The following is a 13,853-nucleotide window of genomic DNA, read 5'->3' as shown; positions in this document are numbered from 1 at the left end:
GCTCCCGGCCCGATACGGCGTCGTCGGGCCCCTGCCCAGGCCTGTGCTCGTCCCCAGGTTGCATGTTCGGCTCCCCCCAGCCGTCACAACGCGACGCTTTGATTTGCGCCCAATTCCCCAACGATCGGCGAAAGTTGGACACCCGTCAACAGCCCGCGCGCCCCTCATCGGCATCGCTCAGCCGCGGCGGCCGATGGCCTTGGCGCGGGAGTGGGACCAGCCGGTCAGGAGCACGCCCGCGGCGAGGGCGACGACGTAGGCGAACAGGAGAGGCGCGAAGCCTCCGGGGAGCCGGCCCAGGAAGCCGGTGTGGTCGTGGTCGATGAGCAGTCGGATGAGGCCTTGAGCGGAGAAACACATCAGGATCGCGCCGAGGACCTGGAGGATGTCGTATTTCACGTTACGAACGTATCAGCGCCCTGGGCCGAAATCGGTGGCACAGCCCACACGTTCCCCACTTACGTCACACATTTCAAGTTCTATAGTGGGAGTTGTGCGTGACGAAAAAGAGCCTCGCTGCACGGTCTGCCGGGCCGGAATCAGCGTCGCGAGCAAGCGTGGCCGGCCCGCTCTCTACTGCTCTCGCAGCTGCCAGGCGAGGGCCTACCGGCGGCGGAAGCAGCCGCCCGTCCCGGCGCCCGAACGCCCCGCGCCCACGTCCGGCGCCCGGTCGCGCAGGCGCCGGCAGATCGCCGAGGCGGTGTGGCGCATCGCTGCCGAGCGGGGTCTGGACGCGGCGAGCATGCGGGAGATCGCGGCGGAGGCGGGGGTGTCGCTGCGCGTCGTCCAGTACCACTTCGGCAGCAAGCACCAACTCCTCGTGGCCGCCCTGCACATGCTGCACCGCGAGAACGAACGCCTGGCCAGGACCCGCGTCCACTACGACCCCGCGGACCTACGCGGCGTACTCAGCTCTCTGCTGGACGAGTTCCTGCCCCTGGACGCCCAACGCGACAGGGCCTTGCGGGTGTTCTCCGCGTACTACGCGCGCAGCCTCACCGATCCCGCCCTGGCGGCGGTCTTCCTGAGCGACGACCACCCCCTGGAGGACCTGGTAGCCGGTCTCATCACCACGGCCCAGGAGAGTGGCCAGACGGCCCCCGGCCTGGACGCAGGCCGCGAGGCCGACCTGCTGGTGGCCGCCGCGGTCGGCCTGGGCGGCGACGTACTCCACGGCCGCCGCACGTTGAACGACGTACGCGCCACGCTGGCCTACCACTTGGCCAAGCTCTTCGGCCCGGCCTAGCGGGCCGCCCCGACCGGCAGGGGGTCCTCGAAGCTGACGTTCTCGGCGATCTGGTGGATCAGGCTTCGGTACTCCGCACGCCGGTGCACGGCGGTGGTTCCCAGCGTGAGCACCACCAGGCGTTTGCTGTCCGGGTGCGGGAGGTGGGCGAACACCTGGAGGATCGGGTCCTGCGGGAGGCCGGACTCGGCATTCGGGGTGCGTACTACCTCGCTGAATGAGGCTGGGCCGCACGGGAGTTCGAGGAACTCGATGTTCGTGTGCCCCTCGGTGCCGGTGACTGCGCGGGCGGCGGTGACGGTGGGGGTGGCGGTGGCGATGTCTCGCCAGGAGAGGGTGAAGAGGGAGAAGAGGTAGCTGCCGTTGTTGTCTCCCGTGTCGCTGTCGGCGATGTCGTCGTGGTGCAGGCCGATGGCGCATCGGGTGGTGCGCGCTTCGACGAGGGCAGCCAAGAGCTCCTGCCCCCGGGCGAGTTGGATCAGGAATTGCTGGCGGGCGAGGTCGTCCTTGGCCGAGTCCAGGATCGGTGCGAGCGCGTCACGCAACGCTTCGGCTCCGGGGGAGTTGCGTGGATTCAGCAGTGCGCGGAGGGGGATTGTGGTGAAGCCTGCGGGTTGGGCGAACCAGATGTCGGCCTCGGCGTTATGAGCTGATGCGTCGAGAATGAACCTGGGCGCGGTCACAGTGATTTCGCCTTCGGTTGGCGCGGATCAACGTTGGGGGTAAAGCCGGCGCGCCGACCGATTTCCACGTCCTCAGCTGTGGCACCCCATTCTGTGGTGAGTGCGTGATCGGCCCTCGCCAAACGCTGCCTGAGGATCTTGAAGTGACCAGGTGTACCGCCACTCGGTGAGGGTGCGGCGATAAGGCCGATCATGCGAGGGTCGCCTGCGAACCACACCGTCTCGATATGGGCTTTCAGCTGTGGCTTGGCCCGAGGTGCCATTCTTCGGTGCCACCAGCCCACACGGAGGTGGTTGGAGACGACGAGCGGGAGTTGCTGCTGCGGTTCGGCAGGGTTGGGAAACTCGAACCATCCGTACTGATCGCCCACAATGTCTGGATACTTACTCAGGCCGTTCGGAACTCCTCGCAGCACCTGCCATGGGTATGTACGCAGGATGCGGAGCTTACGCATGGCGTTGGGGAAGTAACCAAAGATCTGGACGAACAGTCGCCAACTGCCGTAGATGGAGTACGCGATAAAGATCCACAACACCCAGTCCGCCTCGGTGGAAAGGGCGAGAAGCGCTACCCAGACACCGATCCAGCCGACGAGCCCTGTCACGTTCTTGACCATGAGCAGGGTCCAGGCGCGTCGCGTTGGTGGATGTTGCCACGCCGTGGGGTAGTCGGCAGGGTTCATCTGGTCGCTTCTTTCTGCGGGGAAGAATTAGGGGAAGGCGAAACGCGCGATGGCCGGGATTCCTGGCAAGTCGAGCAGGAGACGTCCGCCGTCAACCTTGGTCGTCGCCTCGGCCCTGCCTTCGTCGTCATCGAAGAACCCATAGCCGGCGGTCGCGAGACCCAAGGCGCCTGAGGTGACTGCCACGTTTTCAGCTACCGTTTCACTGGTAACCACTGAGTTGATCAAAGGATTGCCCAGTCGGGCGATGTCCTTGCCGGCATCCAAGGTGTGTGTGCCATAGGTGGCCAGTTTCTGACCGAGACTCATGGCCCCGGTGCCCGCCCGCACCGCTTGAGTGGCGGCGCGGCCTCCCTTGACGACGGCTCCCAGGCCAGGCACCACCCCTACGGCGTCGGCTCCGACCGAAACCAGATTTCCGAAGAAGTCGGCGTCGAACTCGCCCTTGGTCAAGCCGTCCATCAGTGACTCCCGCACCGCGGGATCCGAGAGTCGCACTCCGAGCGCCGCAGCGCTTGTGGCTGAGGCCGCCACCATGAGCGCCGCCGCTACTCCAAGGCCCAGAGGACCGGTGGCCAGGATCGCCACCAACGCCAGAACCCCGGCAGCCGCGCTGAGAATATCCGGAAGGTTCTCCTTGACCCACTCCCAGGACTTCTCGAACACGCCAGGCTCGTGCGGGGCCAGTTTGTCCGTGGCTTCGCGGATCTTGGTTGCCCGGTACGCGGACCTCTTCCCGTGCTCATCCTCGAGGCTCCGCGCCCTCGCCAGGACCCGGTCCAGTTCCGCCTGAGCGTCTTCGACCTTTCCGTTGGCGAGCTTCAGGGACTTCTTGGCGTCCTCCTGCTTGTCGCCCTTCTTGTCCAGGTCAGGATCGTGACCGGCAGTGTCGGCATGTCCCTTCGCCGCCTTCAGCGCCTCCCGAGCTTCCTTTGCCTTACCGTCCAGAGCCTTTGCGCGACGCTGGAAGTCGTCCAGGTCGCCTTCCCAGCGCTCCAACTGCGTTGCCGCCTTTTCGATGGAGCGCGCGGCATTCTTCAGGTTGAGGGACAGCGGCCCGTCCTTGACGGTCTCTCGGAAGGCCACCGCTGCGTCGCCCTCCCAGTAGCTGCCGTCCATCAACTTGGTGACGACCTTGCGGGTGTCGCGGAGGATGGTGACGCAGTTGCCCAGCTTCTTGCGTAGTTCCTTTACGGTGTCGCAGTCGCCGGGCGTCGGATCGAAGCCGAGATCCGGGTAGGTGGTGGAATCCGTCATTTCGGCACCTCAACGATGTCATCGTTGGTCTTCCCGGCCTTGTGCAAGGCCTTGGCGAGCGCATCATCGACCTCCAGGAACGCGTCCTTGTTCTGTTCGACAATCTTGCTCAGGTCCTCCGTCTGCTCACCGATCTGCTCTGCGCCGTATTTCCAGTCCGCCTGGAAGTCCTCGCAGGCCTTGTCGAGGTCGTCCGTGCCGAGGCCGTCGACAGTCGCGCCGGCGAGTGCGTTTCGCAGACCCTTCAGGGAGGTGACCGAGCCGTCGAGCAACCTCATGAATTCTTCTAGCTCGACGGCGTCGAGCCTCAGCCTCTCGGCCATGCCTGTTCCCTCGGGTCTGGTCACGCGATCGATTCACTAGTGGACACGTTGTGCAGCGTGTTCGAATCCCGGTGACGCGGCGGTTTTGGGACAACCGACGCTATCTATGGGGTATGCGGTTTCGCTAGTGCGAAGTTTGCGTCATAGGTGCGCGAACCCACATGAATCGGTCGGATTGGGATGTCAACCCTTCGGGGTAACCCGAAGGACGGTCTTGGGCTCGTAGCTCGTTCGGGTTGAGGCCCTGTTGAGGGGCCTTGGTCTGCCCGGTCTTCTGTGCCCGGTGGCATCAGGCCATGGGTGTACGTCAACCGGCCCAGCCAGTACCGGTCCTTCGGCCGATTCGGCTTCTGGGGGTGGTGCTTAGCGTCTTGTTCATGCGAATCGGACTGCTTGGGACAGGACATGTTGCTACTGCGCTGGCTGATGGGTGGCGGGTTGCGGGGCATGACGTTGTGTTGGGGTCGCGAAGCCCTGGGGAGCGGAGGAAGGCGGAGGGGCTTGCGGGGTTCAGGGTTGTGGGGCTCGAGGAGGCTGCCGGGCATGGGGAGGTGCTCGTCAATGCCACGCCCGGGACCGAGTCGGTGGGGCTCCTGCGAGGGATTGGTGCGGCTGCTCTCGCCGGGAAGGTGCTGGTCGATGTGGGTGTCGGGTTCACCGGGGACATGGAGCTCTCCCACCCCAACTACAGCCTGAGCGAGGAGATCCAGGCCGCGTTTCCCGCGACGCCGGTCGTCAAGACGCTCGTCACCATGGACTCGGTGGTGATGACGAATCCGGGGAGCCTGGAGGAGCCGGGCATGGTCTTCCTCTCCGGTGACGACGACGCGGCCAAGCGGACGACGCGGCAGCTGCTCAGTGACCTGGGATGGCCTGATGCCTCCCAGCTGGACCTGGGAGGCATCGGGACCGCGCGGGGGCAGGAACACGCCGCGCTGCTGTTCATCGGGGTGGGGGACGCGCTCGGCACGTACGGCTTCGGCTTCAAGGTGGTGCGTCCGCGGCGGGCCGCCTGAGCAGGCGCCGGGGTGAGGGCCGCGCTGTTCAGCCGACCTTGCCCACCGGGTTGATCTCCAGCTTGACCGCGCTCTCGCCGTCGGAGACCGGGAGCGTACCCGCGGGCCAGTCGAGAGTGACGTGCTTGGTCTCGTTCGGGGGCGTGACGACGAGGCTGGTGATGCGGACGCCGGAGCCCCCCGAGTTGTTGTACGGGAACGTGATGTTGAAGGCGGCCGACTCGCCGTCCTTCAGAACCCCGGGCACGGCCTGCTCGCCGCTGCGGTTCACCGAGAGGGTGTCGCCCGTGGACGCCGTGAGGTCGACTCCTGCGTAGCCCTTGATGGTGCAGTCGCGACCGCCTCCGTTCTTGAAGACGACAGTGACGACGCCTTCCGTCTTGTCGGTGGTGTTGTCGGTGGCGTTCACCTCGAGCTCGTCGGTACGGCAGATGCCGGCCTCGCCGTCGCTGTTGTCACCGGAGCCGGCGGCAGAGCCCTGGTCACCTCCGCCGCTGGTCTCCTTGCCGCCGCCGGAAGCCCCGTCGGTGCTGTTGCCGGTGCTGCCGGTACCTGCGTCTGTACCAGTGTCCGCGTCGTCGCCGCCCTTGTCCGCCGACGCGGAGGGCTTGGTGGTCGTCTCCGACGACGCGTTGTCGTCGCCGTTGCAGGCGGTGAGCGAGAGGGCGGCGACGAGGCCGACGACTGCTGCGACGGCCTTGCGGGTGTGCTTCATGGGAGTCCCCCGGATCAGTGCTGTGAGTCAGTGCTGTGGGTCAGTGGCGATCACAGCTAAGGGGGAGGGTCCTGACCGGAGCAAGGATCACCGGCCCATCCGGGACGATGGAACGGTTCCAGGGGCCTGACCTGCGACGACGTGCCTCGCCTGGAATGGTCGGGTGGGACGCGCGGGCAGGAGCGAGCCTTGCGTCTACCGGCCCAACAGCCGTTCCGTGGACTCCCGCAGGGCCAGCCGCTTGCCGGGGTCGAGTACGTCGTCGTGGGGCGCCGATGCCTCGAGACCGGAGTAGTAGCCCCCGGTGGCCGATGCCCTCTCGGTGGACAGCGCCAGGCTCAGGACCGCCTCGCCGCCCTCCTGGACCGTGGACTGGGGGGCGAGGCCCGTCTCCCGTACCAGGGCCGTGGGAGGAACTCCTCGAGCGCCTGCCGGTTGTACGCCTCCATCTGACGTTCCACGATCTGCTCCTCGGTGGAGGCGGTCTGTTCCTCTGGAAGGGCGCTTGCGCCGGTCATCGAGTGCCGGGACGGCCTGGTACGGATCAGTCCGCAACTGGCGGCGATGGGCGTCGGGGAGCGTGCGACACCGCAGAGCGTGGCTCGTCTGCTGCCCTCGGCACTGCGGGCCCAGGCCGCCGGCGGAGTCGACACCACGCGCGCGGTCGGCGTCATGCTGCCGGCCGAGGACAGTCTCGACGCCGACGCCCGGCAGCTGGTCGAGGTCTCGTGCGCGCTCGCCGCGCAGCGGGGCGCCGGCAGGCTCACGGCCGCCGCGCGCCTCACCGCGGAGCGCCGCTGCCGGGACGCGGGCGTCGGGGTGCGATGACCGGACCCGGCGGTGGTCCCCCGGGGGGCGGGCTCACGCCTCTACACTGAGCGCGGCGGACTCCCGCGCGGTGAGGGGTGGTTGACGGTGCGTAAGGCGTGGCTGGTCGCGGCCGTCGGGATCGGTGGGGCGATGAGCTTCATCGCCCTGCTCGTCGTGGGGACGTACATGGCCGCCGGGAGCATCGCCGGCGGCGCCGGTCAGGGCAACGTCGGGCTGGCGAAAGGCGCTGTGCCCGCGACCTACCAGCCTCTCGTGCAGAAGTGGGGCAACCTCTGCAAGGCCATCAACCCCGCCCTCCTCGCCGCGCAGCTGTATCAGGAGAGCGGGTTCAATCCGAAGGCGAAGAGCCCGGCCGCGGCCCAGGGAATAGCGCAGTTCATCCCGGGGACCTGGGCCACGCACGGGGTCGACGGTGACGGTGACGGCGATCGCGACGTGTGGGACCCGAAGGACGCCATCCCGTCCGCCGCTTCGTACGACTGCAAACTCGCCGGTTATGTGAAGGACGCCCCGGGAAGCCCCACGAAGAACATGCTCGCCGCGTACAACGCGGGCGCCTACGCCGTCATCAAGTACGGCGGCGTACCGCCTTACCGCGAGACCCAGAACTACGTGAAGACCATCACGGACCTGGAGAAGAGCTTCGCCCGGCCCACCGGCAGAGTGCAGCCCTCGCAGCAGGCGGCGGGCGCCATCTACTACGCGCAGAAAAAGCTCGGCACGCTCTATCTGTGGGGCGGTAATGGCACCGCCGAGCAGAACGGCCGGTTCGACTGTTCCGGTCTTACGCTCGCCGCCTATCGAAGTGTCGACATCGATCTGCCGCGTGTCGCCAACGACCAGTACAACGCGGGACCTCACCCGAAACGGGACGAACTGCTCCCGGGCGACCTGGTGTTCTTCTCGGACGACCTCACCAATTCCCGGGCCATCCGGCACGTCGGGATCTATGTGGGCGGGGGCTACATGATCAACGCCCCGCGGCCCGGCGCCGTGATCCGTTTCGACCCGATCGACACCCCGGACTATTTTGGCGCGACTCGTGTCACCGAGGACGGGGCGAACGCCGTGCCCGACAAGCTGTCAGCGGCCTGACGGGTCGCTCACGACCCCGGAGCGGACCTGTTGCGGAGCCGTGAGCGGCGCGTGATGTGGCTTGAACTCTCCGTCAGTACACTTCTCTGAGCTGCGGTGATGTGTCTCTCTTCGATAACGTCTGCGTGATCATTCAGTGGAGAGTGGAACGTAGGGGAGGGGACCGCGCGTTTCCTTCGAGTAGCGAGCGGCATTGACCACGCAGCAAGCAGCACTGACCACGGGGGTTGATGGAAGGGCGCACGGCAAGGTGCGTCCGAGGCGAGGAGACAAGGGGCCGCAGCACCATGGCTGGACTCGACACAACAGGGTCGAACCCCGACGTCAGCCTGCTCTACGACATCAACGGCCTGGCTGAGGATTCGCCGGCCTGGCTGGCGAAGTCGATCGCATTCGTCGGCGAGTACGGACTGCTGCTCGCGCTTGTTCTGCTGGTCGTCTGGTGCTGGTGGGGACAGCGGAAGCGGGGGTCGCTGGATGACGCCGCTTCCTCCGTCGCCGCTGTGGTCTGGGCGCCCTTGGCGGCCGGGATCGCCGTCCTGGTGAATGTACCGATCCGTGGATTCGTGGAGCGGCGTCGGCCTTTCAAGGACCATGACGGCCTTGAGCTCCTTGTGGACGGAAAGACCGACTTCTCCTTCGTGAGCGATCACGCGACGCTCGCGATGGCTCTTGGCGCCGGGCTCTTCGTGGCCAACCGGAAGTTCGGCCTTGTCGGCATCGCCCTCGCCCTGCTCGAAGGCTTCTGCCGGGTCTTCATGGGCGTGCACTATCCGACGGACGTCGTGGGCGGATTCGCGCTCGGAACGGCCGTCGCGCTGTTGCTCTCGCCGCTGGCTATGGCCCTGCTCACCCCTGTGGCCAGGGCTGTTGGGCGGACGGGGCGGGGCGGGTGGCTGGTGTGGGCGAAGCGGGGGCCGGTGCCGGGCGAGGTTGAGGGTGAGGGTGTGGCGGAGCTGGCTCCGCCTGCGCCCTCCGCTCCGGACGAGCGGGATCTTGCTGCCTAGCGTCTGCCTTGCGGCGCTTCAACAGCCACCAGCCTGTGGCGGCCGCCGCGGCGGTGACTCCTGCGGAGGCTGCGGTGAGGGGGCCGGCCTCGGGGTGTGTGTCGCCGTCGGCAGCGGTTGCCGCCGGGGCTGCCAGGGCCAGTAGGGCGGCGGTGGAGGCTGCTGCTGTGGCTATTCGCGGGTTCATACCCCCAGAGCAGCGGGGTCCTTGGCAGTGGGCCACCTGAGGGCGTGTCGGGTGGGCTGTTCGGGTTGCGGGGGCGGCCGTCTGGGGTAACGGCTTATTCGTTCCCCAACCCCGCCCCTTCCCGAAAACCCGCTCTGGCGCGGGGGCCTTGCGTGCCGTCATCACCGGCTCCGCCGAGTTCGTCCTCAAACGCCGGACGGGCTGAATATCGCCCGGCCGGGCTGGGGGATTCAGAGAGCCTGGGGGTAGTCGAAGAAGCGCTCTGGGTCGTACTGCTTCTTCAGACGCTTCAAGCGGGACGCCGCCGAACCGTAGTAAGCCTCACGCCAGTTGGCCAGCGTGGGGTCCGCGTAGTTCTGGTACGCCGCCCCGGACGCGTACCGGCCCATCGCCCCATGCGCGCTTTTCAGCCAGGCCTGGGCCGGCTTGCCGGATGTGCCGGGGCGCCAGGACGCGATGTACTGCGCCAGCATCCGGCTGCGGCGGTGGACGAAGGCCGTGGCCGTCGGATCGACCCGGTTGATCGCGCCGCCCAGGGCGGTGAGAGCGATGCTGCCCCCGCTCGCGCCCGTCACGTTCTCCACCTGGCTGAGGAGCGTGCGGATCCCGGCCGCCGACAGCGAGCGGTCGAAGAAGTCCGAACTTGCCGCGTACGTCTCGCGGTTGAGGGCGCCCTGCGTGCTCCGGCCCGGTGTCGCGCCCGGCAGGTGGCACTGGGCGTCCGAGGTGAAGGACGAGCAGCCCGCGTACACCTCCATCGACTCCTTGTACGAGCGCCGCTTCAGGGACACGCTGCGGGCCGGAGCGCCGATCTTGTCCGCCAGGCGGTCCACCGCGTTCTGCAGTTCGCCGTACGTGCCCAGGGAGAAGCACGCCACCGACACCGTGGGCGTGCCGCCCGGCGTGTTCGCCAGATGCGCCGACGACCAGATCTCGTCCGGCTGGCCGGGGCCCCACTCCTGCCACGCCTTGATGACCGCGGCCGCCTTCGACCAGGGCCAGGTCATGTACGCCGAGACGCCTTGCGGGGCCGCGTGCGTGCGGAAGCTCAGCTCCGTCACCACGCCGAAGTTTCCGCTCCCCGCGCCCCGCAGCGCCCAGAACAGGTCCTTGTTCTCGCTCTCGCTCGCCGTCAGCTGCTTGCCGTCCGCCGTGACCAGCGTCGCCGACGTCAGGCTGTCGCAGGTCAGGCCGTACGCCCGCGAGACCACTCCATGGCCGCCGCCCAGCGTCAGGCCGGAGATGCCGACCGTCGGGCAGGAGCCCGCCGGGATCGTCACGCCCTTCGCCGCGAGCGAGCGGTAGACGTCGATCAGCTTCGCGCCCGCGCCGACCGTGGCCGTCGAGCCACTGGCGCGGGTCTTGTTCAGCTTCGATACGTCGACGATGAGGCGGCCCGTGCCGGACGACCAACCCCCGTAGGAATGGCCGCCGTTGCGTATGGAGACCGGGACGTCGTGGGCGCGGGCGTAGGCCAGGGTCGTCCGGATGTCGTCCTGGTTCGCCACGTACGCGACCGCCGTCGGCTTCAGGCTGTCGTAGCGCGTGTTGTAGAGCTGCCGTGCCGCCGCCCACTTCGCCTCGCCCGGCTTGACCAGGGTGCCGTCCAGGTCCTTGGCGAGGGCGGTGAGGTTCGCCGCGGCGGACGCGGCGGCGCTCGAGGTGCGGATGGGGGTGCCGGAGCGGGGGGTGCCCGTGCTGCGAGAGGCCGCGCTGCCGCCGGTGCCGCTGCCGCCGCCCGAGCCGCTGCAGCCCGCCGCCGCGAAGGCCGCCGCGGTCGCCGCCGCCGTGCCGATGAACGTACGTCGTTCCATGACGCCCCTCCCGTTGCTTCCCGGACTACGAGACGGCGTACGGGACCCATGGGTTCCGCTGGGCGGAAAGGGGAGTTGTGCGTGGCGCGGTGGTCTACCCGCGGGACGTGTGGGACTCCGCGTCCGTCCGGGCCTTGCTGCGCGCTCTGCGGGCGGGGCCGCGCCAGCCGCAACTGCACGTGGCCGCGCAGAAGCGGCCCTGCTCGACCGTCGTCGTGCGGTGGGGTTCGTCCTGTTGCTCCTCGGCCACGGGACCACCGTACCCACGCCCGGTGAACGCTCTTACGCGTGACCGGGTCAACGTACCGGTCGTTACACGTCACGACAGGGGGCTACAGCACCTCGCGGGAAGGCTTGGGGGTAGTCGGGCGATGGGTCAGCAGCACAGGCGCACAGGCGGGGCGGTCGCCACGGCCGCGGCGGTGGGTCTCATGGCCGTCGCCACGGGCTGTTCGGGGGGCGGAGCCGCGGCGGACGACGGGCGCAGCGCCTCCCAGGACGCCGTCGACGTGGTGCGGGGCTCCGCCGATGCCCTTGTCCGCGCGGGGAGTTCCCAGGCGCGTACGTCCATGGAGATGGCGAGCGGCGGGACCCGCGTGACCATCCGTGGGAAGGGCGCGTACGACTTCAGGCGGCAGGTGGGGCGGTTCGTGGTGGTGCTGCCGAAGGATCCCGCCGGAAGCGAGGAGCACCGTCCCATCACCGAGCTGATGGCGAGCGGCGCGCTGTACATGAAGAACCGGGGGGCCGGGGTGCCCGCCGACAAGTGGGTGCGGATCGACACGGCGTCGCTGTCGGACGGCAACCTCGTCACGGGCGGCGCCACCGATCCGCTGGCCGCGGCGGAGCTGCTGGGGGGCGTGAGCAAGGCGTCGTACGTGGGGGAGACGGCGGTGGCCGGGGTGAAGGTGCGGCACTACCGCGGGACCGCGGACCTGCCGAGCGCCGCGAAGTCCGCTTCCGAGGGGCAGCGGCAGGCTCTGGAGGCGGCGGCGAAAGGGTTCAGCAAGGGGCGGGTGCCGTTCGACGCGTACGTCGACGAGCAGGGGCGGCTGCGGAAGCTGCGCCAGCACTTCAGCGTCGCGAACGCCGAGGTGGCCTCGACCACGCTGCTGTTCGACTTCGGGGTGCCGGTGGACGTGCGGCTGCCTGCCAGCGAGGACATTTTCGCGGGGAAGATCGCCGAGAAGTAGGGTGCACGGCTAGTCGCGCCCGGGGGTGTGGAAATGGTCCGTCCGTGCCATGCGCGGTGTGTAGGCCGCTCCCTACTCTAGGAAGTCGGTACCGGCAGCAGGAAGCAAGGTCAGGAAGAGGTGATGGACGTGGCTCTGGTGCGCGGTACGACTGTTCAGGACCACGTTGCCCTCGCCGAGATCGAGCTCTGCGGCGAACTCATCATCGCGGCGTCCGCCGCGGAGGAGCGGTTGAGTGCCGACCGCATCGACGAGGTCCTGGACGTCTCCACTGACGTGGAGCGGCGCCGAACCGAGGACCGCGACTGACCCCGGGGTCCCCGGAAGCGGTGCGTGGCCCAGACCCTGCCTCCGCCTCGCCCCCGCATCTGCCGCGGCCCAACCGCAAACACCAAGCCCGCCGCTTCGCGACGGATGTCTCCCACCCACCCACCCGAGTACCCCGCGGGGCTATCGGTGGGGGTGGGGGGCGGGCGCGTGCACCCTGCGGGGGGCTGGGGGGTGGAGGCGATCCGTCGCGCGCACCCCGCGGGGCGGTCAAAGGGCGGAGGTCGTCCGCCGTGAAGCGGTGGGCTCGGGGGCTGGTGCCCCCGGCGGGAGCCTACGTTCGCATCATGCGGGCGATCGCCTTCGTGGCCTCTTCGACCTTCGCGTCGATCTCGTCGCCGCCCTTGACCGCCGCGTCCGCCACGCAGTGCCGCAGGTGCTCCTCGAGGAGCTGTAGGGCGAAGGACTGCAGGGCCTTCGTGCCGGCCGATACCTGCGTGAGTATGTCGATGCAGTAGACGTCTTCCTCGACCATGCGCTGGAGGCCGCGGATCTGGCCCTCGATGCGGCGCAGCCGCTTGAGGTGCTCGTCCTTCTGCTTGTGGTAGCCGTGGACACCCTGGTCGTGGCCGCCGGGCTCGGAGGGCGCTTCGGTGTTCATGGCCACACCGGCCGGCTCGGTGGTCGTCATCGCGTCCTCCTGCTTGGACAGTCATTCTGCTGGGCAGTCATAGGAAAGCCACTGGCTCAACTGGCTTCGTATACCCCTAGCGGGTATAGGATACTCGATTGCTCGGGGGGTGTGCTGATCACTGTGCCTGATGGGCGACACTGGGGTCTGGCCGGTTAGCCGTGGCCGGATGATGCGCCTAGCATCAGCCTGACCAAATCCAGAGCACCCCGAGGACCCCACGTGCGCTTTCGTCTGACCCCCAGGGAGACGAGCTTCTACGACATGTTCGCCGCATCCGCGGACAACATTGTCACGGGCTCGAAGCTCCTGATGGAACTGCTCGGGGCTGACGCCTCCGCCCGAGCCGAGATCGCAGAGCGTATGCGGGCCGCGGAGCACGCTGGAGATGACGCGACACATGCGATCTTCCACCAGCTGAACTCCTCCTTCATCACGCCTTTCGACCGCGAGGACATCTACAAGCTGGCCTCGTCCCTCGACGACATCATGGACTTCATGGAGGAGGCCGTCGACCTGGTCGTCCTTTACCAGGTCGAGGAACTCCCCAAGGGTGTCGAGCAGCAGATCGAGGTGCTCGCGAGGGCCGCCGAACTCACGGCGGAGGCCATGCCCAATCTGCGGACGATGGCGAACCTCACCGAGTACTGGATCGAGGTCAACCGTCTGGAGAACCAGGCCGACCAGATTCACCGCAAGCTTCTCGCTCAGCTCTTCAACGGCAAGTACGACGCCATGGAGGTGCTGAAGCTCAAGCAGATCGTCGACGTGCTTGAAGAGGCGGCCGACGCGTTCGAGCACGTCGCCAACACGGTGGAGACCATTGCGGTCAAGGAGTCCTGAGG

General features: G+C 68.0%; 18 protein-coding genes. 8 read left to right on the top strand and 10 right to left on the bottom strand.

What is annotated here, in order from left to right:
* Window positions 1-177 precede the first annotated feature (177 nt).
* Window positions 178-399, bottom strand: coding sequence for a hypothetical protein (locus ABXJ52_RS17325; protein ID WP_367043497.1), 222 nt, complete (start codon window positions 397-399; stop codon window positions 178-180).
* 94 nt (window positions 400-493) lie between these two features.
* Here ABXJ52_RS17325 and ABXJ52_RS17320 point away from each other — a divergent pair, with 94 nt between their 5' ends.
* Window positions 494-1,246 carry a TetR/AcrR family transcriptional regulator gene (locus ABXJ52_RS17320; protein WP_367043496.1) on the top strand — a complete coding sequence of 251 codons (753 nt, stop codon included), beginning with the start codon at window positions 494-496 and terminating at the stop codon, window positions 1,244-1,246.
* Here the strand turns inward: ABXJ52_RS17320 and ABXJ52_RS17315 are convergent.
* Genes ABXJ52_RS17315 through ABXJ52_RS17300 form a run of 4 tightly spaced genes read right to left on the bottom strand, consistent with a single transcriptional unit; the run spans window position 1,243 to window position 4,192 of the window.
* Window positions 1,243-1,929, bottom strand: a complete 687-nt coding sequence (locus ABXJ52_RS17315; protein WP_367043494.1) for a hypothetical protein — start codon at window positions 1,927-1,929, stop codon at window positions 1,243-1,245. The genes ABXJ52_RS17320 and ABXJ52_RS17315 overlap by 4 nt on opposite strands.
* Window positions 1,926-2,612, bottom strand: coding sequence for a hypothetical protein (locus ABXJ52_RS17310; protein ID WP_367043493.1), 687 nt, complete (start codon window positions 2,610-2,612; stop codon window positions 1,926-1,928). Before ABXJ52_RS17310 ends, ABXJ52_RS17315 begins: the two co-directional genes overlap by 4 nt.
* Before the next feature lie 27 nt (window positions 2,613-2,639).
* Entirely contained in the window at window positions 2,640-3,869 is a 1,230-nt protein-coding gene (locus ABXJ52_RS17305) for a putative T7SS-secreted protein (RefSeq protein ID WP_367043491.1), read from the bottom strand.
* Window positions 3,866-4,192 (bottom strand): hypothetical protein, encoded by a 327-nt coding sequence (locus ABXJ52_RS17300; RefSeq protein WP_367043489.1) that lies wholly within the window; start codon window positions 4,190-4,192, stop codon window positions 3,866-3,868. The genes ABXJ52_RS17305 and ABXJ52_RS17300 overlap by 4 nt, the downstream gene beginning before the upstream one ends.
* 377 nt (window positions 4,193-4,569) lie before the next feature.
* Here ABXJ52_RS17300 and ABXJ52_RS17295 point away from each other — a divergent pair, with 377 nt between their 5' ends.
* Window positions 4,570-5,208, top strand: a complete 639-nt coding sequence (locus tag ABXJ52_RS17295) for an NAD(P)-binding domain-containing protein (protein ID WP_367043488.1) — start codon at window positions 4,570-4,572, stop codon at window positions 5,206-5,208.
* Window positions 5,209-5,236: 28 nt separating this feature from the next.
* Here the strand turns inward: ABXJ52_RS17295 and ABXJ52_RS17290 are convergent, their stop codons facing one another.
* Together ABXJ52_RS17290 and ABXJ52_RS17285 are read right to left on the bottom strand one after the other, a co-directional pair.
* Window positions 5,237-5,923 (bottom strand): DUF4232 domain-containing protein, encoded by a 687-nt coding sequence (locus tag ABXJ52_RS17290; RefSeq protein WP_367043486.1) that lies wholly within the window; start codon window positions 5,921-5,923, stop codon window positions 5,237-5,239.
* Window positions 5,924-6,118: 195 nt separating this feature from the next.
* A complete protein-coding gene (locus tag ABXJ52_RS17285) occupies window positions 6,119-6,478 on the bottom strand; it encodes a hypothetical protein (protein WP_367043485.1) in 360 nt (119 codons plus the stop codon).
* A gap of 9 nt (window positions 6,479-6,487) precedes the next feature.
* Between ABXJ52_RS17285 and ABXJ52_RS17280 the strand changes: the two genes are divergently transcribed.
* The 3 genes from ABXJ52_RS17280 (at window position 6,488) to ABXJ52_RS17270 (ending at window position 8,856) form a co-directional block, all read left to right on the top strand.
* On the top strand, window positions 6,488-6,751 hold the full coding sequence (locus ABXJ52_RS17280) for a hypothetical protein (RefSeq protein ID WP_367043483.1): 264 nt from the start codon (window positions 6,488-6,490) through the stop codon (window positions 6,749-6,751).
* 87 nt (window positions 6,752-6,838) lie between these two features.
* Window positions 6,839-7,849, top strand: coding sequence for a bifunctional lytic transglycosylase/C40 family peptidase (locus ABXJ52_RS17275; RefSeq protein WP_367043482.1), 1,011 nt, complete (start codon window positions 6,839-6,841; stop codon window positions 7,847-7,849).
* Between the two features lie 287 nt (window positions 7,850-8,136).
* On the top strand, window positions 8,137-8,856 hold the full coding sequence (locus ABXJ52_RS17270) for a phosphatase PAP2 family protein (RefSeq protein WP_367043481.1): 720 nt from the start codon (window positions 8,137-8,139) through the stop codon (window positions 8,854-8,856).
* 417 nt (window positions 8,857-9,273) lie between these two features.
* On the opposite strand, the gene ABXJ52_RS17265 is transcribed toward ABXJ52_RS17270, so the two are convergent.
* On the bottom strand, window positions 9,274-10,857 hold the full coding sequence (locus tag ABXJ52_RS17265) for an FAD-binding oxidoreductase (protein WP_367043479.1): 1,584 nt from the start codon (window positions 10,855-10,857) through the stop codon (window positions 9,274-9,276).
* Between the two features lie 94 nt (window positions 10,858-10,951).
* Window positions 10,952-11,107 (bottom strand): hypothetical protein, encoded by a 156-nt coding sequence (locus ABXJ52_RS17260; RefSeq protein ID WP_367043477.1) that lies wholly within the window; start codon window positions 11,105-11,107, stop codon window positions 10,952-10,954.
* 121 nt (window positions 11,108-11,228) lie between these two features.
* Here ABXJ52_RS17260 and ABXJ52_RS17255 point away from each other — a divergent pair, with 121 nt between their 5' ends.
* Both ABXJ52_RS17255 and ABXJ52_RS17250 read left to right on the top strand, forming a co-directional pair.
* The gene (locus ABXJ52_RS17255; RefSeq protein ID WP_367043475.1) at window positions 11,229-12,050 is read left to right on the top strand and encodes a hypothetical protein; all 822 of its coding nucleotides are present in this window, start codon (window positions 11,229-11,231) and stop codon (window positions 12,048-12,050) included.
* Window positions 12,051-12,173: 123 nt separating this feature from the next.
* The gene (locus ABXJ52_RS17250; protein WP_367043474.1) at window positions 12,174-12,359 is read left to right on the top strand and encodes a hypothetical protein; all 186 of its coding nucleotides are present in this window, start codon (window positions 12,174-12,176) and stop codon (window positions 12,357-12,359) included.
* A 292-nt stretch (window positions 12,360-12,651) separates the two neighbouring features.
* Here ABXJ52_RS17250 and ABXJ52_RS17245 read toward each other — a convergent pair whose 3' ends face one another.
* Window positions 12,652-13,008 (bottom strand): metal-sensitive transcriptional regulator, encoded by a 357-nt coding sequence (locus ABXJ52_RS17245; protein ID WP_160505880.1) that lies wholly within the window; start codon window positions 13,006-13,008, stop codon window positions 12,652-12,654.
* A gap of 222 nt (window positions 13,009-13,230) precedes the next feature.
* On the opposite strand from ABXJ52_RS17245, the gene ABXJ52_RS17240 reads away from it, so the two are divergent.
* Window positions 13,231-13,851, top strand: a complete 621-nt coding sequence (locus tag ABXJ52_RS17240) for a DUF47 family protein (protein WP_367043472.1) — start codon at window positions 13,231-13,233, stop codon at window positions 13,849-13,851.
* The last annotated feature ends 2 nt before the right edge of the window (window positions 13,852-13,853 follow it).

Origin of the sequence: Streptomyces sp. Je 1-332, assembly GCF_040730185.1 — a bacterium.
Taxonomy (GTDB): domain Bacteria; phylum Actinomycetota; class Actinomycetes; order Streptomycetales; family Streptomycetaceae; genus Streptomyces.
Note: the sequence above shows the minus strand (reverse complement) of the source record. Positions and strands in the feature narration are given on the sequence as shown.

Coding starts and splice junctions, on each gene's coding strand:
- ABXJ52_RS17280 (WP_367043483.1), top strand. CDS start 6,488: ATGGGCGTCGGGGAGCGTGCGACACCGCAGAGCGTGGCTCGTCTGCTG.
- ABXJ52_RS17265 (WP_367043479.1), bottom strand. CDS start 10,857: ATGGAACGACGTACGTTCATCGGCACGGCGGCGGCGACCGCGGCGGCC.
- ABXJ52_RS17305 (WP_367043491.1), bottom strand. CDS start 3,869: ATGACGGATTCCACCACCTACCCGGATCTCGGCTTCGATCCGACGCCC.
- ABXJ52_RS17300 (WP_367043489.1), bottom strand. CDS start 4,192: ATGGCCGAGAGGCTGAGGCTCGACGCCGTCGAGCTAGAAGAATTCATG.
- ABXJ52_RS17245 (WP_160505880.1), bottom strand. CDS start 13,008: ATGACGACCACCGAGCCGGCCGGTGTGGCCATGAACACCGAAGCGCCC.
- ABXJ52_RS17290 (WP_367043486.1), bottom strand. CDS start 5,923: ATGAAGCACACCCGCAAGGCCGTCGCAGCAGTCGTCGGCCTCGTCGCC.
- ABXJ52_RS17255 (WP_367043475.1), top strand. CDS start 11,229: ATGGGTCAGCAGCACAGGCGCACAGGCGGGGCGGTCGCCACGGCCGCG.
- ABXJ52_RS17250 (WP_367043474.1), top strand. CDS start 12,174: ATGGACGTGGCTCTGGTGCGCGGTACGACTGTTCAGGACCACGTTGCC.
- ABXJ52_RS17270 (WP_367043481.1), top strand. CDS start 8,137: ATGGCTGGACTCGACACAACAGGGTCGAACCCCGACGTCAGCCTGCTC.
- ABXJ52_RS17295 (WP_367043488.1), top strand. CDS start 4,570: ATGCGAATCGGACTGCTTGGGACAGGACATGTTGCTACTGCGCTGGCT.
- ABXJ52_RS17310 (WP_367043493.1), bottom strand. CDS start 2,612: ATGAACCCTGCCGACTACCCCACGGCGTGGCAACATCCACCAACGCGA.